Below are 18,961 nucleotides of genomic sequence, written 5' to 3'. Positions count from 1 at the left end.
GCTACCGGGCTGGTTGGTTATGGCCTTATGAAGTTGACCCTCGCACAGCCCGCAAAGTGCCCACCCGGCACCCCGATGCAGCAACCGTTCACCGCCTGCGGTCACAACCTGTAACCGCACCCCGGAGGACCACACCATGCCCATCGAAGTCGAAGAAAGCACTCAACGCTGCACCCTGATTGGCGACAAGCTGCGCATCGAAGGCAAAGGGCCCGAAATCGAGATCGTCACCGACGAGCAGCTGCGCATGTCCGTGGCCATTCTCGCCGGCGAGCGCTTCCCGATCACCGAAGCCGAAGCCGACGCGCTGACCGTGGCAGGTGCGGTAGATAGCCGCAGGCACCTCAAGGCCAGCACCCCAGGTTCTGTGATCTGAGGCATCGGACACACTTCGCAGCAATCTGATATGGTTTTTATTGCCTGACCTGAGCCTGTGCTGAAAACAGTTCGGGGGCCATAGTGCTCGTGCCTGATCGAGGCCGTGAGAGCACCAACGCCATGACCCAACGTATCCCTGCCATCCAGATTGCCGCCACCGGCATCCATACCCGCAGTTTCACCGGGCTGTACCGCACGCTGCGCATTGCCTTCGCTGGCGCGCTGTTCGTGCTGTTTTTTGGCACCGCCTGGCTCGACTGGGACGGCCGCCAGGCCGTGCTATGGGACTTGGCCGAGAGCAAGTTCCACATCTTCGGCGCTACCTTCTGGCCGCAGGATTTCATCCTCCTTTCGGCCCTGTTGATCATCTGTGCCTTCGGCCTGTTCGCCATCACGGTCTACGCCGGCCGGGTGTGGTGCGGTTACAGCTGCCCACAAAGCATCTGGACCTGGCTGTTCATGTGGTGCGAAAAGGTCACCGAAGGCGACCGCAACCAGCGCATCAAGCTGGCCGCCGCGCCCTGGAGCCTGAACAAACTGGCCCGGCGCACGCTCAAGCACAGCCTGTGGCTGGCCATCGGCGTGCTCACCGGGCTGACCTTCGTCGGTTACTTCACCCCGATCCGCGCCTTGGCCCATGAACTGCTCACCCTGCAACAGGGCGGCGTGGCGCTTTTCTGGGTGCTGTTCTTCACGGCGGCCACCTATATCAATGCCGGCTGGCTGCGCGAAGCGGTGTGCCTGCACATGTGCCCCTACGCACGCTTCCAGAGCGTGATGTTCGACAAGGACACCCTGGCCGTGGCGTACGACCCGCGTCGCGGCGAATCCCGTGGGCCACGCAGGAAAGGCAGTGATCCGCGCGCCCTGGGCCTGGGTGATTGCATCGATTGCACCTTGTGCGTGCAGGTGTGCCCCACGGGCATCGACATCCGCGATGGCCTGCAGATGGCCTGCATCGGTTGCGCCGCCTGTATCGATGCCTGCGACAACGTGATGGACAAGATGGGTTACGCCCGCGGCCTGATCGGTTACAAGTCCGAACATAGCCTGCAAGGCGGCACCACCCATTGGCTGCGCCCGCGGTTGCTGGGCTACGCCGCCGCCTTGCTGCTGATGGTCGGCGCCCTGGTTGCGGCCTTGCAGATGCGCCCGATGGTGTCGCTGGACGTGATCAAGGACCGGGGCCTGTTCCGCGAAAACGCCCAGGGCCAGATCGAGAACATCTACCTGCTCAAGATCATCAACAAGACCGCGCAGCCGCAGCGCTACCACCTGCGCCTGCTCGATGCCGAGGGCTTCGAACTGCATGGCGCCACCGAATTCAGTATCCCGGCCGGGGAAATGAGCGAGATGCCGGTGTCGGTGGCCATGCTGGCCGAGCGGCCGGCCAGCAGTTCTCAGGCACTGGCTTTCGAAATCCGCGACAGCGACCAGCCTGCCGTGCGCAGCGTGGCTCACAGCCGCTTCGTGGCACCACTGAACCGCTGATCCCTTACACTGACACTTCACCTTGCCTGCCGAGCCCCCATGAAACGCTACGAACGCTTCGCCGACGACATTGCCGAACTGATCCGCTCCGGGGTGCTCGGCCCAGGCCAGCGCGTACCTTCGGTGCGCTACGCCAGCCAGACCCACGGCGTCAGCCCGTCCACCGTGTTCCAGGCCTACTACCTGCTCGAGCGCCGTGGGCTGATCCGCGCACGGCCGCGCTCGGGCTACTTCGTCAACGCCCACGCCCCGCGCCAGTTCAGTGAACCCCAGGCGCTGGAGCCTATCAGCGAATCGACCGAGGTCGATGTCAGCGGCCTGGTGTTCTCCATCCTCGACTCGATCAAGGACCCCGGCACCGTACCGTTCGGCTCGGCTTTCCCCAGCCCCGAACTGTTCCCGCTGCAGCGCCTGTCACGCTCGCTGGCCAGTGCCAGCCGGGCCATGGACCCACGCATGGTGGTCACCGACCTGTCGCCGGGCAACCCGCAACTGCGCCGCCAGATTGCCTTGCGCTACATGGTCGGTGGGCTGATGCTGCCGATGGAAGAACTGCTGATCACCAATGGCGCGCTCGAAGCCTTGAACCTGTGCCTGCAGGCGGTCACCGAGCCCGGCGACCTGGTGGCGATCGAGGCGCCGGCCTTCTATGCCTGCCTGCAAGTGCTGGAGCGGCTCAAGCTCAAGGCCGTGGAAATCCCGGTGCACCCGCGCGAGGGCATGGACCTGGCCGTGCTGGCCCAGACCCTCGACAAGCACCCGGTCAAAGCGGTGTGGTGCATGACCAATTTCCAGAACCCGGTCGGCGCCAGCATGCCCGAAGCGAAGAAGCAGGCGCTGGTCGAGTTGCTGAGCCGCCACCAGGTGCCGCTGATCGAGGACGATGTCTACGCCGAACTGTATTACGCGCAGCAAGCTCCCAAACCGGCCAAGGCCTTCGACACCCAAGGCCTGGTGATGCATTGCGGCTCGTTCAGCAAAAGCCTGGCGCCGGGTTATCGCATCGGCTGGGTCGCGGCCGGGCGCTTCGCACAGAAGATCGAGCGACTGAAGCTGATGACCTCGTTGTGCGCCTCGATGCCGGCCCAGGCGGCCATCGCCGATTACCTGCAGCACGGCGGCTACGACCGTCACCTGCGCAAGCTGCGCTACGCCCTGGAGGGCCAGCAGGCCAACATGCTGGCAGCCATCGCCCGTCATTTCCCGGCGCAGACCCGCGTCAGCCAGCCCTCCGGCGGCTATTTCCTGTGGCTGGAGCTGCCCGAGCAGATGGATGCCCTGAAACTGTTCCACATGGCCCTGGCCCAAGGCATCAGCATCGCACCGGGGCCGATCTTTTCGCCAACCCGGCGCTTTGGCAACTGCATCCGCCTGAACTACGGTTCACCCTGGAACGAGGCCGCCGAACGGGCCATGGAAACCCTGGGGCGCATCATCCGCTCGTTCTGAAGGAAGGCCTGAAAAACTGCAGCTATAGTTGGGCGACCCACACGCTGGATCGCCACGGTGATGTCTGACGAATCGACGCCTTCCACCCAGCAACTGCAGGCACGTATCGACCAGGCCCAGGCCAACAGCAGGCTGCTGGGCGAACTGGTCGACCACAGTCAGGCCAACGTGTTCGCGGCTGATCGCAACCTTCGTCTGCTGGCGATCAACCGCACCGCGCAAGAGACCTTCAAGCGCCTGCGCGGCTTCGTGCCAAAGGTGGGCGACTATATCCCACAGTTCATTGCCAACCAGCCCGACATCGTCAAGTGGCTGGAGCCGGTATGGCCGCGCGTGCTGGCCGGCGAGGCGTTCACCGACATCATCGCCCTGGGCCCGCCCGACGCCCCGCGCCACTACGAGATCAGCTACAACGCCCTGCGCGACGCCCGGCAGCACATCCAGGGTGGTTACCTGTTCGCCTACGACATCAGCGCGCGCGTCGCCGAACAGGAGCGCGTGCGCAAGATCGAAGAAGCCCTGCGCCAATCGCAGAAAATGGAAGCCGTGGGCCAGCTGACTGGCGGCATTGCCCATGACTTCAACAACCTCCTCGGTGGCATCCTGGGTGCCCTGGAAATGGCCGAGCAACGCCAGGCTGAACAACGCTACCAGGACTCCGCCCGGCTACTGGGCCTCGCCCGGCAAAACGCTCAACGGGCAGCCTCGCTGGTTCAGCGGCTGCTGGCGTTTTCGCGCCAACAGACACTGATGCCGCAGGCGGTAGATGTGCAGCAGCTGGTGGCAGGCATGCATGAACTGATCGCCAGCTCGCTGGACGCGCGCATCACCTTCATTGACCAGACCCTGAGCAACCAGTGGCTGGTGCGCATCGACCCGCACCAGCTGGAGAACGCATTGCTCAATCTGTGCATCAATGCCCGTGATGCCATGCCTCAGGGGGGCACGCTGCGCATTGCCAGCGAAAACACCTGGCTCGATGATCTGCAGGCACGCGCAGTGGACCTGCCCAGCGGCGCCTACCTGCATCTGAGTGTCTGCGACACCGGCATTGGCATGTCCGCCGACGTCCTGCAAAGAGCGTTCGAGCCCTTCTTTACCACCAAACCACTGGGCCACGGTTCCGGCCTTGGCTTGTCGATCGTGTATGGTTTCGTGCGCCAGTCCGGCGGCCAGTTGCGCATTGTCAGCGAACCGGAGCAAGGCGCCTGCATCCACCTCTACCTGCCCCGGGCCGGCGGCGACGATGCCGGGCAACCCAGCGCGCAGCCGCGGGCGCCGGAGCAGCAGGTTCACGCAGCGCCCCGTGTAGTTCTGCTGGTGGAGGACCAGGACATTCTGCGCCTGCTGATCAGCGAGATGCTCGAAGAACAGGGGCATGACGTCCACGCCTGCAGCGACGGCCGCCGCGCACTGGAAACCCTGGAAAAAGGCTTGCGCCCTGACCTGCTGATCACCGATATCGGCTTGCCGGGCGGCATCGATGGCTACCAGGTCGCGGCGGCCTGCCAGCAACTGCCTGGCGCCGTCGACGTCCTGTATATCACTGGCTACGCCAGCAATCGGGTCGATGTCAGCCCGGGCAAGCATTGCGCGGTCATGTACAAACCGTTCGCGCTGGCCACCCTCAACCAGCAAGTCGAGCAGTTGCTGAAAAACCGGGGGTTGCCCCCTTAGGCCGCTATGCGGCGGCCTTGCGGGCAGGTAAAGTCTGGCCACTCATTTGTGCCGGACGTCGCCATGCCCCAACGCGAGCTGCTCGCACTGCGTCAGGAAGTCGAAACCCTGCGCCAACGTAACGCACAGCTGGAATCACAGCTGCTGCAGCACCACGAACATCAGGACGCAAGCATCTATCGCTTCCTGTTCGACACCATGGATGAAGGTTTTTGCGTCATCGAATTCTTCGACGGCCCCCATGGCCCGCTCAGCGACTATGTGCATATCCTCGCCAACGCCGCCTACGCCAAGCATGCCGGCATCCCCAACGTCGTCGGGCAGAAGCTGCGCGAGATGGTGCCCGACGAGGCGGACGACTGGGTCGCCCGCTACGGTGCGGTATTGCGCACGGGCGAACCGCTGCAGTTCGAGCAGGAGCTGGTCGCCACCGGCCGTGTGCTGTCGGTGATCACCTTCCGTGTGGAGCCTGCCGAGCGCCGCCAGGTCGCGGTGCTGTTCACTGACGTCACCGAGCGACGCAAGGCCGAAGTGGCCCTGCAGCGGCTGAACGCCGAACTCGAACAGCGGGTCAGCGCAGCCTTGGCCGAACGCCGCCGGTTTGCCGAACTGGTCGAGGACAGCCTGCTCAACGTGCATGTGGTCGATACCCAGCTGCGCTGGCTGGCAGTCAACCGCCAGGCCAAACATGACTTCCACGCCTTGTATGGCCACACACCCGAAGTCGGCGAACACCTGCCAGCGGTGCTGGCCAGCCACCCGGCGGACCATGACCTGATCATGCCGATGTGGCGCCGGGCGCTGGCGGGGGAGCGGTTCACCGAGATCGGCAGGTTCGGGCCACGCCACTATGAACTGCGTTTCAACGCCCTGCGTGAGCATGACGGCGGCGTGCAAGGCGCTTATCTGTTTGCCTACGACATCACTGACCGGGTTGAGGAGCAGCGGCGCCTGGCCGAGGCCGAGCAGGCGCTGCGCCAGGCGCAGAAAATGGAGGCCGTGGGCCAGCTCAGCGGTGGCATCGCCCATGACTTCAACAACCTGCTCGGCGGCATCATCAATGCCCAGGAGCTGATGCAGCAGCGCCTGGGCCAGCAGCGTTACGCAGAACTTGAGCCATTGCTGGCGCTGTCCAGCGGCTCGGCGCAAAAAGCCTCGGCCCTGGTCCACCGGTTGCTGGCCTTCTCCCGCCAGCAGACCCTGCAACCGCGGTCGACCGACGTCGCGGCGCTGGTTCTTGGCATGGAAGAACTGGTTCGCCGCACCATCGGCCCATCCATTCGCTTGCACAGCCGCTTCCTGGCTCGGCCATGGCCAACCTTCATCGACCCGCCACAGCTGGAAAGCGCCCTGCTCAACCTGTGCATCAACGCACGTGACGCCATGCCGGGCGGCGGTACCATCGACATCCAGGGCGACAATCTCACGCTCGACGACGAGCAGGCCCGGGCGCTGGAACTGGCCGCCGGGGAATACGTAAGGCTCAGTGTTGCCGACACCGGCTGCGGCATGACAGCAACCGTAGCGGCGCGCGCAATCGACCCATTCTTCTCGACCAAACCCATGGGCCATGGGACGGGCTTGGGGCTGTCGATGATCTATGGCTTCGTGCGCCAGTCGGGCGGCCAGCTACGCCTGACTTCCTCGCCTGGCCAGGGCACACGGGTCGACCTGTACCTGCCGCGTCACCCTGAACAGCCTGTTACTGCGGCCCGGCCGGCACAGCGCAAGACGCTGACAGGCAGCGATTCGGCTGGGCAACGCATCGTCCTGGTGGAAGACCAGGCGGCGCTGCGGCTGGTGGTCGGCGAAGTGCTGGAAGAACTGGGCTACCAGGTCGAAGCCTTCGCCAATGGCACTGCCGCGCTGGCGCATATGCAGCAGTGCGCGCAACCCGACCTGCTGCTGAGCGATATCGGCCTGCCCGACGGCCCCAATGGCCGCCAGGTGGCGGAGCGTTGCCGGCAACTGTATCCGGACCTCAAGGTGCTGTTCATCACCGGCTACGACGCGAGCGCGGCACTCAGCGATGGCCAGCTGCTGCAGGGCACCAGCGTGCTGACCAAACCCTTCGAGCTCGAAGCGCTGGCCGAACGGGTCCGTCAGTTGCTGGCGGGTGAGCTGCCCTGACGGGGCAGCGTTCAGCGCCCGCCGCCGAGGTCAATGAAGCTGCCGGTAGAATACGAGGCCTTTTCCGACAGCAACCAGAGGATCGCCTCGGCCACTTCTTCGGCGCGGCCGCCGCGGCCCATGGGCAGGCCGGGTTCGAGCTTGGTCACGCGGTCAGGGTCACCGGACAGGGCATGGAAACCGGTATGGATGTAGCCCGGTCGTACACCGTTGACCCGCACACCCTCGCCCGCCACTTCCTTGGCCAGGCCGATGGTGAAGGTATCCAGCGCGCCTTTGGAGGCGGCGTAGTCGACGTACTCGTTGGGTGAGCCCAGGCGCGCCGCGACCGAGGACACATTGACGATCGCCCCGCCCGCCCCCCCGTGGCGGCGGGCCATGCGCAGCAGGGCGTGCTTGGCACAGAGCATGGGGCCGACGACGTTGGTCTTCATCACCTTCAGCAGGCGGAACTCGGACATGGCCTCGACACGGCTTTGCTGGCCGATGGTGCCCGCGTTGTTGACCAAGGCAGTCACCGGGCCGAGTTCCTGGTCGACGCGGTGGAACAGCTGGATCACCTCGTCCTCGACGCTGGCGTCGGCGCGCACGGTGATGGCCTCGGCGCCGAGGGCGCGAACCTGGGCGAGGATACCCTCGGCGGCCTGGTCGTCGGCGTGGTAGTTGATGCAGATGCGATAGCCCTCGCGGGCGGCTTGCAGGGCGGTGGCGGCACCGATGCCACGGCTGGCACCCGTGATGACGATGACTTTGTGCATGGCGGTTGACGGATTGATAAGGGACGAAGGCCCGACAATAGGTGAAATAACCTGACAATGGAATGACCGTCACGTCTTGACAGGTTTTGACCCGCCCTCCGCGGGCCGGTTATGCCAAAAGTTGTGATACCTTGCTCCGCTTGTTTCGCCAATGAATATGACGTCGATGGAATTGACGAGCATTTTTACACCCCAGCACCGCCGTTTGATCAAGTTCACCAGCCCGGTCCAGGGCGATCAGGCGCTGTTGCTGGAGCACTTCAGTGCTGGTGACCTTTCTGGCTGGTGATATCGACCGCCCCGTGGTCACCTCGGCGCTGTACAACGCCGACCACACGCCGCCGCGGTTCAGCAAAGCCGCGGGCCTGCCAGGCAACCGTGCGCTCTCCGGCATTCAGACCCAGGAGCACAAGGCCGGGGTTTCAACGAGCTGTTATTCGATGACACACCGGGCGCCTTGCATGCCCGTGTCGGTACCACGCACCATGCCACGGCACTCAACCTGGGCAAGCTTACCGAGCCACGTATTGACGGGCAGGCCAAGGCCCGCGGCAATGGTGCCGAATTGCGCACCGACGCCGCGATTGCCCTGCGCGCCGCCCAAGGCCTGTTGCTGACCACCTATGCACGCCAGGACGCCACCGGTTCGCAGCTGGACCGCGAAGAACTGCTCAAGCTGCTGGCCGACTGTGGCGAGCTGTTCAAAAGCCTCGGGCAAACGGCCGCCGCACGAGGCGGCGCAGCGGTGGATAGCGAGGGCATCGACACCTTGAGCCAGGCCCTTAAACAGTGGCCAGCGCCCGACAGCGACAGCCCTGGCGAACCCGTCATGGCCGTTGCGGCTGAAGCAGGTATTGCCAGTGCCACACCACGCTCGCAACTGCACTATGCCGGCGCGAATCATGACACCACCGCCCAGGACCATCTGCAGTTGACCAGCGGCGCCGCCATGCGCCTGCAAGCCGGCAAAGGCATCAGTGCGTTCGCACAGGATGAAGGCATCAGCGCGATCGCCAATCGCGGCAAAGTGCTGGTCCAGGCCCAGGAAGACGACATCGCCGTCAATGCCCAAAAGAACCTGCACCTGTCGGCCGCCGAAGGCGAGGTAGTCATCACCGCACCCACCATTCGCCTGGTGGCCGATGACGGCAGTTACATCAAGATCGGCGGCGGTGTCGAAATCGGCAGCCAGGGCAAGGTGATCGTCCATGCCAGCGAGCATGACTGGGTCGGCCCCAAGGCCGACAGCGCCCAGGTGCCGGCATTTGCCCGCGATCCGGCGGCGCAACGCCTGGCCTTCCACTACCCCGGGTACGCCGACGACAGCGTGCGCATGGCCGTTGATCACGCCTACCAGATCAGGCTCGAAGACGGCAGACCGGCATGGTACTCCGCGACTTTAAACCCGTCATGGCCTGGGGCGTTGCCGTTATTGTCGGCTCGCTGCAGCTGATCTTTGGCAATGCCTTGGCAAGTGAGAAGGCAGCGTTTGCGAACTATCGAAACCAGATAGAGGCCCAAAACGGTGCTGAAGCAGGGCGTGATTCACGCTGATGAAACACCTGTGCAAATGGTTGCGCCGGGCGAGAAGAAAACCCATCGAGCCTATGTCTGAGCCTGCAGCACGACGCCGTTTTCGGCGCTCAGGACGGTGGTCTACGACTTCACAAGCCGTACTGGCGAACACGCGCGCAACTTCCAGGAAACTTACGCAGGGTGAGTCGAGCGGGCTTTTGCTCTTGCTCTTGCTCTTGCTCTTGCTCTTGCTCTTGCTTTTGCTCTTGCTTTTGCTCTTGCTTTTGCTCTTGCTTTTGCTCTTGCTTTTGCTCTTGCTTTTGCTCTTGCTTTTGCTCTTGCTTTTGCTCTTGCTTTTGCTCTTGCTTTAGCTCTTGCTTTTGCTCTGCTTCTAAGCGCGCGGTAGTTCAGCAAACGCCGAATGCGACTTCAGGAGGCCGAGTGCAGGCCTTGCGGAGGGAGGTGACGGGCATGGATGCCCGTCAAGCGCTGCGGCCCAGGATGGGCCGTTCAGCGCGGTCCTCCCGGGAGCAAGGCCGGAGCGAGGGAACCCCGGAGCGCAGCGCAGGGGCCGGATGATAGGAGCCAGCGTTTTTTGGTTACTTTTTGTCGCGTTTGACAAAAAGTGACCCGCCGTAAGGGCGGAAAGGTGACTGTGCGTCGCCATCGCAAATGAATGGATTCGGAATATTCAAAACCGTCGCAGTCGAGCTTTGGCTTTTGGCTTTTGGCTTTTGGCTTTCAAATCAGGTGCGCATTCATTTGCGATGGTGGCGCACAGTCACCTTTCCGCCCTTACGGCGGGTTACTTTGGTCTTGGCCAAAGTAACCAAAGCCGCCCGCTCCCATCATCCGGCCCCTGCGCTACGCTCCGGGGTCCCCTCACTCCGGCCTTGCTCCCGGGAGGACCGCGCTGCAGGCCCCATCCTGGGGCCCAGCGCTTGACGGGCATCCATGCCCGTCACCTCCCTCCGCAAGACCTGCGTTCGGCCTCCTGAAGTCGCAATTTGCGTCGCCTGAACTATCGCGCGCTTAGAAGCCAAAGCAAAAGCAGAGCAAGAGCAAGAGCAAGAGCAACAGCAACAGCAACAGCAACAGCAACAGCAACAGCAACAGCAACAGCAGCGTTACTGCCTCAATGGCCCGCCGAAGCCGGCCCCGCCTTCGCCGTAAACGGTGGCTTGGCCAACCACACCAGCAGGATCAACCCGGCAAACACCCAGGTCATCAAAGTGAAGTAATCCACCGTCGACATCATGTACGCCTGCGCATTGACGATCTGCTCCAACTGCGCATAGTGCTGCGCACTCGCCCCGCCCATCTGCTCCAGTGTATGCCGCGTCGCCGGATCGAACTGGCTGATATGCTCACTCAGGTACGCATGATGCTGATCCGCCCGACGAATCCAGATCCACGTCGTCAACGAAGCCGCAAAGCTCCCCCCCAACGTGCGCAGGAAGGTCGCCAGCCCCGAGCCATCGGCAATCTGATGCGGCGGCAGGTCCGACAGCAGAATGCTCAATGTCGGCATGAAGAACAGCGCCACACCAATCCCCATGAACAACTGCACCAGGGCGATGTGCTGGAAGTCCACCTCGCTGGTGAACCCGGCACGCATGAAGCAACTGGTGCCGATCGCCAGGAACGCCAGCCCCGCCAGCACCCGCAGGTCGAAGCGGTGCGCGTACTTGCCCACGAACGGCGACATGATCACCGGCAGCAAACCGATCGGCGCCACCGCCAGCCCCGCCCAGGTGGCGGTATAGCCCATCTGCGTCTGCAACCACTGCGGCAGGATCAGGTTGATGCCGAAGAACCCCGCATAACCACCAACCAGCACGATGGTGCCGACCCGGAAATTGCGATGCACGAACAGCCGCAGGTTGACCACCGGGTGGCGGTCGGTGAGCTCCCAGATGATGAAGATCGCCAGGAACACCACCGAAATCAGTGTGCCGACGATGATGAACGACGACTCGAACCAGTCCAGGTCATTGCCCTTGTCCAGCACCACCTGCAACGCACCGACGCCGACGATCAGCGTCAGCAGGCCGATGTAGTCCATCGGCTGGTGGCTGGTGACCACCGGCCGCGTGCGCATCTGCTGGCGCACCACGGCAGCGGCGAACAAGCCGATCGGCACGTTGATGAAGAAGATCCACGGCCAGCTGTAACTGTCGGTGATCCAGCCACCCAGTATCGGCCCGGCAATCGGCGCCACCACCGTGACCATCGCCAGTAACGCCAACGCCATGCCCCGTTTCGCCGGCGGGTAAACGGCAATCAGCAAGGTCTGGGTCATCGGGTACAACGGCCCGGCCACCACACCCTGCAAGACACGAAAGCCCACCAGTTCCGGCATCGACTGCGCGATGCCACAGAGGAACGACGCCAACACGAACAGCAGCGTGGCCCAGATGAACAGCTTCACCTCGCCAAAGCGCCGGCTCAGCCAGCCAGTCAGCGGCAAGGCAATGGCGTTGCTCACCGCAAACGAAGTGATCACCCAGGTGCCCTGCTCGTAGCTCACCCCCAGGTTGCCGGAAATGGTCGGCAGCGCCACGTTGGCGATGGTGGTGTCGAGCACCTGCATGAAGGTCGCCAGCGACAGGCCGATGGTGGTCAGCAGCAGGCTCGGCGGGGTGAACTGCGCCGGGGCGTTGTTGCTCATCGCTGGGCCGTCTTGCCGGTGGCGCTGTTCTCGTGGATCAGCCGGGCGATCAGGTCATCGGCCTCGACCAGCTGGCGGTCATACACCTGGGTGGTGTAGCTGGCCTGCTGCGGTGGTTGCTGGGCCAGGGTCGGGCCGCTCTGGTCGTGCAGGTCGACCTCGACCACGGTGGACAGGCCGATGCGCAGCGGGTGGTCCTTGAGCTGGTCGGGGCTGAGGTGAATACGTACCGGCACCCGCTGGACAATCTTGATCCAGTTGCCGGTGGCGTTCTGCGCCGGCAGCAGGGCGAAGGCGCTGCCGGTACCCGCGCCGAGGCTGTCGACCGTGCCGCTGTACTTGACTTCGCTGCCGTACAGGTCGGCGCTGACTTCCACCGGCTGGCCGATGCGCATGTCGCGCAGCTGGGTTTCCTTGAAGTTGGCGTCGATCCACACCTCGTTCAGCGGGATCACCGCCATGGTCGCGGTGCCGGGCTGCAGGCGCTGGCCAAGCTGCACGGTACGCTTGGCGACATAGCCGGTCACCGGCGCCACCAAGGTGGTGCGCGCGTGGTCGAGGTAGGCCTGGCGCAGATCGGCCGCGGCCGCCATCACCTCAGGGTGCGAGGACACCACGGTGTCATCGACCAGCGCGGTGCTGGTGTTGAGCTGCTGGCGTGCGCTGTTGACGGCGGCCTGGGCCACGGTCAGATCGTCCCGGGCATGGGAAATCTCTTCCGCGGCAATCGCGCCGCTGTCGGCCAGCACCTTGCGTCGGTTGTAGTTCTGCTGCGCCTTCTGCAGCTCGGCCTGGCGGGTTTCCAGCTGAGCCTTGAGCGAGTCGACGTTGCTGTACAGCCCGCGCACCTGGCGCACGCTGCGCGCCAGCTTGGCTTCGGCGGACTGCAGGGCCACTTCGCTGTCGGACGGGTCGAACTGCAACAGCACCTGGCCGGCATGCACCAGGTCGCCGTCATCGGCGCCGATGCTGGTGACAGTGCCGGTCACCAGCGGCGTGATCTCCACCACGTTGCCGTTGACGTAGGCGTCATCAGTGCTTTCGTGCCAGCGCCCGATCAGGCTGTACCAAGCCCAGGTGCCGGCGCCGGCGAGCAGTACCAGCAACAGCAGGCCAAGCAGCCAGGCCTTGCGCTTGCCCGACGCTGGCGCGTCGGCGGAGGGAGTTGTGGTGTCTGTGGGAGTGGCCATGACAATACCTTGGAAAATGTGTAACAGGGATCAACGATCGCCGAAGCGGCGGATCGTCAGAGGGTCGCCGGCACCTAGCAGCACCTTGGCCAGCAGACCTTCGAGAGACTTCAGTTCGTCCGGCTGCAACACGCCGACCAGTTCGTTCATCGCCGCCGCGCCGATCTCCGGCAGGCGGTCGGCCAGGCGCTGGCCATCGGCGGTCAGCCCCAGGCGCACCTGGCGCCGGTCATCAGGACAGCGGTTGCGCAAGATCAGGCCCTTCTGCTCGAGGCGGTCGAGCATGCGGGTCATCGAACCGCTGTCCAGGCCGAGGTAGCGGCACAGTTCGGCCGGGGTATCCACCTCGTACTGGGTGACAATGATCAGCACCTTGAACTGTGCGGCGGTGACGCCTTCCGATTCGAGGTGCCAGTCGAGAATGCGGTCCTTGAGGATCGCCGCCCGGCCCAGCAGCATGCCGATGGCGCAGGTCTGGAAGTTTTCCGGGGTGAAATGAGGCATCGGGGTCTGCTCGGGGAATTGTTTAAAAATATTACTGCCTAGGCAGTGAATGTCAAAGCTTTGATTAGGCTGCTATGCAAATATTCATGAAACAGCCGTTGTCGACGACTATGCAGCGGGCACGCAAGCCGTTTGCCGCGAAGCGTTCTCAAACGCCGGAAATCCCTTGCTCAACCGACGAAAAACACACATAATTGATAGTCATTCGCCATTACCTCGGTTCTCGGGAACCCCTGTGCAGGGGTAGAATGCGCAAAACCCGGAGCCATGATGAACCAAGACCGCCTCAATCCCAGCCCAGACGATCCGATCACCGATGCCGCTGCGCACTGGTGCATGCGTCTGCACGCCGACGATTGCACCCTGGTCGAACGTGAGGCCTTCTCCCGCTGGCTGGCGGCCGACCCGCGTCATGCCGAGGAATACCAGGCGATGCTGGAAATCTGGCAAACCGCCGACCTGTTGCCGCGCACCGCCACGGTCATCGATTTCAACCTGCCCGCGCAGCACCTGCCACGGTCACGCAACTGGCGGCCACTGGCCTCGGCAGCAGCGCTGGCCCTGCTGGTATTGCCGCTGGCCGGCTGGGTGGGTTGGGAGCAAGGCTGGTTGCCCAACCACTACCAGCACTTCGAAGCGGGCAACCAGATGAAGACCGTGCAGTTGAGCGACGGCAGCATGGTCGAGCTCAATCTCCACACGGAACTTACCTACCTCAACTACAAGGACCAGCGTCAGGTCACCCTCAAGCGTGGCGAAGCTTTCTTCAAGGTGCAGCACGACAGCAGCCACCCGTTCATCGTCCGCGCCGGTGGCGGCCAGGCCCGCGTCACCGGTACCCAGTTCAACGTCTGGAAGTACCAGGACCAGGTCAAGGTCACGCTGGTGCAGGGTTCGGTGCAGGTCAGCAGCGCGGGCAGTGCTGGCGGCTACCGCCTTGGCCCTGGCATGCAGGCCAGCTACCACACGGGTGATTTCGAACCGCAACTGGCCGAGAACAGCGACTACGACAACAGCCTGGCCTGGCGCAACGGCAAGCTGGTGCTCGACAATCTGAGCCTGGAGCAGGCCCTGCCGGTGATCAACCGCTACCTTGACGCCCCGCTGCTGCTGGCCGACCCCGGCACCGGGCGCATCCGCATCAGCGGCATCTACAACACCGGCGAGGTCGAGCGGCTGGTGGACAACCTGCCCAAGGTGTTGCCGGTCTACCTGACCCGCAGCAAGGACGGCAGCACCGTCCTCAACAGCATTTCCCCACCACCCGACAAGGGCTGACGCCTTACAGCGTCATGGCCGCCAGCCAGCCGAACGCCAGCAGCGGCAGGTTGTAGTGAAGGAAGGTGGGGACCACCGTGTCCCAGATGTGATGGTGCTGGCCATCCACATTCAGCCCGGAGGTCGGGCCAAGGGTCGAATCCGACGCTGGCGAGCCGGCATCGCCCAGGGCACCTGCAGTGCCGACGATGCATACCGTGGCCAATGGATCGAAGCCCAGCTGCACGCACAGCGGCACAAAGATCGCAGCCAGGATCGGCACCGTCGAGAACGACGAGCCGATGCCCATGGTCACCAGCAACCCCACCAGCAACATCAGCAAGGCGCCAATGCCCTTACTGTGGTCGACCCACTGCGCTGCGGCCTCGACCAGGCTTTTGACCTCGCCGGTGGCCTTCATCACATCGGCAAACCCGGACGCGGCGATCATGATGAAACCGATCATGGCCATCATCTTCATGCCCTCGGTAAACAGGTCGTCGGTGTCCTTCCAGCGCACGATCGCCGACAGCGAAAAGATCAGGAAGCCCACCATGGCGCCGATGATCATCGAGTCCAGCCACAGTTGCACGACGAATGCCGCAGCGATCGCCAGCCCCGCCACCAGCAGGGTGAGCGGGTTGTACTGCACGCTGACCTGCTCGACCTGCTCGATGCGCGCCAGGTCGTAGTCGCGCTTCTTGCGGTAGCTGATGAACACCGCCAGCAGCAAGCCGGCCAACATGCCAGCGGCCGGGATGGCCATGGCATGGGTGACGTTGACCCCGCTGACATCGACCCCGGCCCTGGCGACGTTGGCCAGCAGGATCTCGTTGAGGAAGATGTTGCCGAAGCCCACCGGCAGGAACATGTACGGCGTGATCAGGCCAAAGGTGATGACACAGGCGATCAGCCGACGGTCGATGCGCAGGCGCGTCAGCACATACAGCAGTGGCGGCACCAGCAGCGGGATGAAAGCGATGTGGATGGGCAGGATGTTCTGCGACGACACCGCCACCACCAGCATCAGGCCGATCAGCAGCCATTTGACCTTGCCGCCATTGGCATGGCCCTGGCGGTCGATCATGTTCAGGGCGCGGTCGGCCAGGGCATGTGCCAGGCCAGACTTGGCAATAGCCACGGCGAAGGCGCCGAGCAACGCGTAGGACAGCGCCACCGTGGCGCCGCCGCCGAGGCCACCGTTGAAGGCCTTGAGCGTGCCTTCGATGCCTAGCCCACCGACCAGGCCACCGGCCAGGGCGCCGATGATCAGGGCGATGACCACATGCACGCGGGACAGGCTGAGTATGAGCATGATGCCGACGGCGGCGATCACTGCATTCATGGTTTGGGGTTCCTCATAGCGGCAGACAAAAAGCGCGCACTCTGAATGACTGGGAGTTGGATGTCAAAAACGCCATAGGGCGGCTTATTTCGCTGCCATTTTAAATTGAATGTTTGAATAAAGAAAAAAGCGCCACGGCCGATACAGGGGGAGGCTCACAGGCGCCGAAAACCTCAAGCCAAACACCTCTGAGCCTCACCGCCAAACCCTTACTGCCAGAAAAAGGGACTCCCCATGCCTTTGCGACAACTTTCCATTCAGTGGAAGATCACCCTGCTCGCCGGTCTCTGCCTCGCCAGCATCGTCACCCTGCTCGTCGGCCTTTCGCTGTACCGCATGGACCACAGCTCGGACCTGGTCAAGGCCAGCAGCATGCAGATGCTCACCGAGGCCGCGCAGTCGCGTATCGAGTCGCAAGGCGAGGTTCAGGCTCTGAACATTCGCCGCCAGTTCATGGACGCCTACCAGTACGGTGCGGGGTTCTCTCGCCAGGTATTGTTCTTGCGTGAACAGGCGGAAAAACGCTTCCTCGATGCGTTCGACCTGCGCGAAGACATGACCCGCCAAGTGCGCGCCGCGCTGCAGGCCAACCCCGACCTGCTCGGCCTGTCGCTGGTGTTCGAGCCCAACGCACTGGACAACAAGGACAGCCTGTTCGCCGGCAAAGCCGAGCTGGGCAGCAACGAAACCGGGCGCTTCGCCCTGTACTGGTCGCAGCCACGCGCCGGCCAGCTGACCGCCATGGCCCTGCCCGAACACGACATGGCCAACACCGAGATCGGCCCCAGCGGCCAACCGGCCAACACCTGGTGGACCTGCCCGCGCAGCACCGGCAAGGTCTGCGTGGTAGAGCCGTACTTCTATGACATCGACGGTCAGCGCGTGCTGATGACCAGTATCGTCTTCCCGCTGGCGGTCAACGGCAAGATCATCGCCACCCTGTCCATCGACATCAACCTCAACAGCTTGCAGGCCTTGAGCCAGGACGCCAGCCGCAGCCTCTACGAGGGCCGCACCACGGTCGGTATCCTCAGCCCGGTCGGCCTGCTGGCCGGCTACAGCGCCGACGCCAGCAAGCTGGCCCAGCGCTTCGACCAGGTCGACCCGCGCCAGGGCGCCGAGCTGGTGCGAAAGCTGGCCACCGGCAAGCTGAACATCGTCCACGACCAGGCACGCCTGAAAGTGCTGGCCGCCTTCGAGCCGGTCCCCGGTGCTCAGCCCTGGGGCGTGCTGCTGGATGTGCCAGAAAGTGCCCTGACTGGCCCCGCCGAAGCACTCAAGCAAGAACTGGACATCCTGAACACCAGCGGTACCTTGCTCGAACTGGGCCTGGGCCTGGCCGCCGCGATCGCCGGCCTGCTGCTGGTCTGGCTGATGGCCCGGGGCGTGACCAAGCCGATCCTCGGCGTGGCCGCGATGCTCAAGGACATCGCCAGCGGTGAAGGCGACCTGACCCGCCGCCTGACCTACGACAAGCGCGACGAACTCGGCGAACTGGCCGGCTGGTTCAACCGTTTCCTCGACAAGCTGCAACCGACCATCGCCGAGGTGAAGCGCTCGGTGCAGGCCGCCCGTGGCACCGCCGACCAGTCGTCGGCCATCGCCAGCGAAACCAGCGCCGGCATGGAACAGCAGTACCGCCAGGTCGACCAGGTGGCCACTGCGTCCCATGAAATGAGCGCCACCGCCCAGGACGTCGCTCGCAGCGCCGCCCAGGCCGCGCAGGCTGCCCGCGAGGCCGACCAGGCCACCCGCGAGGGGCTGGCGGTGATCGACCGTACCACCACCAGCATCGATGCCCTGGCCGCCAACATGAGCGAAGCCATGGCCGAAGTCGAAGGCCTGGCGCAGAACAGCGAGAAAATCGGTTCGGTGCTGGAGGTGATCCGCTCGATCGCCGAGCAGACCAACCTGCTGGCGCTCAACGCCGCCATCGAAGCAGCCCGCGCCGGTGAAGCTGGCCGCGGCTTTGCCGTGGTCGCCGATGAAGTGCGCAACCTGGCCCAGCGCACCCAGGAGTCGGTGGAAGAAACCCGCCAGGTGATCGAGGCCCTGCAGACCGGCACCCGTGATGTGGTGGGCACCATGGACCAGAGCCACCGCCAGGCTCAAGGTGGCGTCGAGCAGGTTGGCCAGGCGGTCAGCGCACTGCAGCGCATCGGCCAGGCCGTCAGCGTGATCACCGACATGAACCTGCAGATCGCCTCGGCGGCCGAAGAACAAAGCGCAGTGGCCGAAGAGATCAACAGCAACGTGGCGACCATCCGCGATGTCACCGAATCGCTGTCGGGCCAGGCCAACGAGTCGGCGCGGGTCAGCCAGTCGCTGAACAGCCTGGCCAACCAGCAGCAGGCGCTGATGGACCAGTTCCGCGTCTAAAGGGCTAGCAGGCCGCTGCGCGGGGGGCGCAGCGGTGTCAGCTCCCGTCATGCCACCGCTCGTCATCAACCGCTGCGCTACGTGGCCGTGCGCCAGGCGTTACCGGAATGTCGGTGCGAGGCGCTTGCAGCCCCATCACGCAAACCTCCCTCCTGGGTGTTCGCCCCCCCCTCGTCTACACTTGCCCCAAACCCAAGGCGCGGCAAACCAAGAGGCC

General features: G+C 64.1%; 14 protein-coding genes and 2 pseudogenes. 10 read left to right on the top strand and 6 right to left on the bottom strand.

The features are described from left to right. The first annotated feature begins 136 nt into the window (after positions 1–136). The 5 genes from ACTORR_RS26505 (at position 137) to ACTORR_RS26485 (ending at position 7,125) form a co-directional block, all read left to right on the top strand. The gene (locus tag ACTORR_RS26505) at positions 137–376 is read left to right on the top strand and encodes a DUF3203 family protein (RefSeq protein WP_054887438.1); all 240 of its coding nucleotides are present in this window, start codon (positions 137–139) and stop codon (positions 374–376) included. Between the two features lie 122 nt (positions 377–498). Beyond that, the gene (gene ccoG, locus ACTORR_RS26500) at positions 499–1,869 is read left to right on the top strand and encodes a cytochrome c oxidase accessory protein CcoG (protein WP_313364933.1); all 1,371 of its coding nucleotides are present in this window, start codon (positions 499–501) and stop codon (positions 1,867–1,869) included. 39 nt (positions 1,870–1,908) lie between these two features. Beyond that, positions 1,909–3,318, top strand: coding sequence for a GntR family transcriptional regulator MpaR (gene mapR / locus ACTORR_RS26495; protein WP_054887440.1), 1,410 nt, complete (start codon positions 1,909–1,911; stop codon positions 3,316–3,318). A 60-nt stretch (positions 3,319–3,378) separates the two neighbouring features. Next, positions 3,379–4,995 (top strand): PAS domain-containing sensor histidine kinase, encoded by a 1,617-nt coding sequence (locus tag ACTORR_RS26490; RefSeq protein WP_054887441.1) that lies wholly within the window; start codon positions 3,379–3,381, stop codon positions 4,993–4,995. A 63-nt stretch (positions 4,996–5,058) separates the two neighbouring features. Next, positions 5,059–7,125, top strand: coding sequence for a hybrid sensor histidine kinase/response regulator (locus ACTORR_RS26485; RefSeq protein ID WP_313364934.1), 2,067 nt, complete (start codon positions 5,059–5,061; stop codon positions 7,123–7,125). An 11-nt stretch (positions 7,126–7,136) separates the two neighbouring features. Here ACTORR_RS26485 and ACTORR_RS26480 read toward each other — a convergent pair whose 3' ends face one another. Beyond that, positions 7,137–7,883, bottom strand: coding sequence for an SDR family oxidoreductase (locus ACTORR_RS26480; RefSeq protein WP_054887443.1), 747 nt, complete (start codon positions 7,881–7,883; stop codon positions 7,137–7,139). A gap of 166 nt (positions 7,884–8,049) precedes the next feature. Between ACTORR_RS26480 and ACTORR_RS26475 the strand changes: the two genes are divergently transcribed. From ACTORR_RS26475 to ACTORR_RS26465, 3 genes and pseudogenes are all read left to right on the top strand, one after another. Continuing rightward, positions 8,050–8,172, top strand: coding sequence for a hypothetical protein (locus tag ACTORR_RS26475; RefSeq protein WP_418055958.1), 123 nt, complete (start codon positions 8,050–8,052; stop codon positions 8,170–8,172). Then, a pseudogene (locus ACTORR_RS26470) lies at positions 8,147–9,258 on the top strand (DUF2345 domain-containing protein); the annotation flags it as partial. The gene ACTORR_RS26475 and the pseudogene ACTORR_RS26470, both read left to right, overlap by 26 nt. A gap of 144 nt (positions 9,259–9,402) precedes the next feature. Continuing rightward, positions 9,403–9,600: pseudogene (locus ACTORR_RS26465) on the top strand (IS66 family transposase); the annotation flags it as partial. Here the strand turns inward: ACTORR_RS26465 and ACTORR_RS26460 are convergent. The 4 genes from ACTORR_RS26460 to ACTORR_RS26445 all read right to left on the bottom strand — a co-directional run bounded on the left by ACTORR_RS26460 (position 9,591) and on the right by ACTORR_RS26445 (position 13,763). Continuing rightward, positions 9,591–9,812 carry a hypothetical protein gene (locus ACTORR_RS26460; protein ID WP_441344075.1) on the bottom strand — a complete coding sequence of 74 codons (222 nt, stop codon included), beginning with the start codon at positions 9,810–9,812 and terminating at the stop codon, positions 9,591–9,593. The pseudogene ACTORR_RS26465 and the gene ACTORR_RS26460 sit on opposite strands and share 10 nt — an antisense overlap. A gap of 721 nt (positions 9,813–10,533) precedes the next feature. After that, a complete protein-coding gene (locus ACTORR_RS26455) occupies positions 10,534–12,069 on the bottom strand; it encodes a DHA2 family efflux MFS transporter permease subunit (RefSeq protein WP_099814593.1) in 1,536 nt (511 codons plus the stop codon). Beyond that, entirely contained in the window at positions 12,066–13,259 is a 1,194-nt protein-coding gene (locus ACTORR_RS26450; RefSeq protein WP_054886994.1) for an HlyD family secretion protein, read from the bottom strand. Before ACTORR_RS26450 ends, ACTORR_RS26455 begins: the two co-directional genes overlap by 4 nt. A gap of 30 nt (positions 13,260–13,289) precedes the next feature. Next, positions 13,290–13,763, bottom strand: coding sequence for a MarR family winged helix-turn-helix transcriptional regulator (locus tag ACTORR_RS26445; protein WP_054886995.1), 474 nt, complete (start codon positions 13,761–13,763; stop codon positions 13,290–13,292). Between the two features lie 270 nt (positions 13,764–14,033). On the opposite strand from ACTORR_RS26445, the gene ACTORR_RS26440 reads away from it, so the two are divergent. Then, positions 14,034–15,041, top strand: coding sequence for a FecR family protein (locus ACTORR_RS26440; protein WP_313365540.1), 1,008 nt, complete (start codon positions 14,034–14,036; stop codon positions 15,039–15,041). Between the two features lie 4 nt (positions 15,042–15,045). Here the strand turns inward: ACTORR_RS26440 and ACTORR_RS26435 are convergent, their stop codons facing one another. Next, positions 15,046–16,365 carry a Na+/H+ antiporter family protein gene (locus ACTORR_RS26435; protein ID WP_313365541.1) on the bottom strand — a complete coding sequence of 440 codons (1,320 nt, stop codon included), beginning with the start codon at positions 16,363–16,365 and terminating at the stop codon, positions 15,046–15,048. A 234-nt stretch (positions 16,366–16,599) separates the two neighbouring features. Between ACTORR_RS26435 and ACTORR_RS26430 the strand changes: the two genes are divergently transcribed. Beyond that, positions 16,600–18,744 carry a methyl-accepting chemotaxis protein gene (locus tag ACTORR_RS26430; RefSeq protein WP_099814591.1) on the top strand — a complete coding sequence of 715 codons (2,145 nt, stop codon included), beginning with the start codon at positions 16,600–16,602 and terminating at the stop codon, positions 18,742–18,744. Positions 18,745–18,961 lie beyond the last annotated feature (217 nt).

Source organism: Pseudomonas sp. SAR267, assembly GCF_052077595.1.
GTDB classification, from domain to species: domain Bacteria; phylum Pseudomonadota; class Gammaproteobacteria; order Pseudomonadales; family Pseudomonadaceae; genus Aquipseudomonas; species Aquipseudomonas vlassakiae.
The sequence above is the reverse complement of the archived record's forward strand: the minus strand, read 5'-3'. Positions and strand labels throughout refer to the sequence as shown.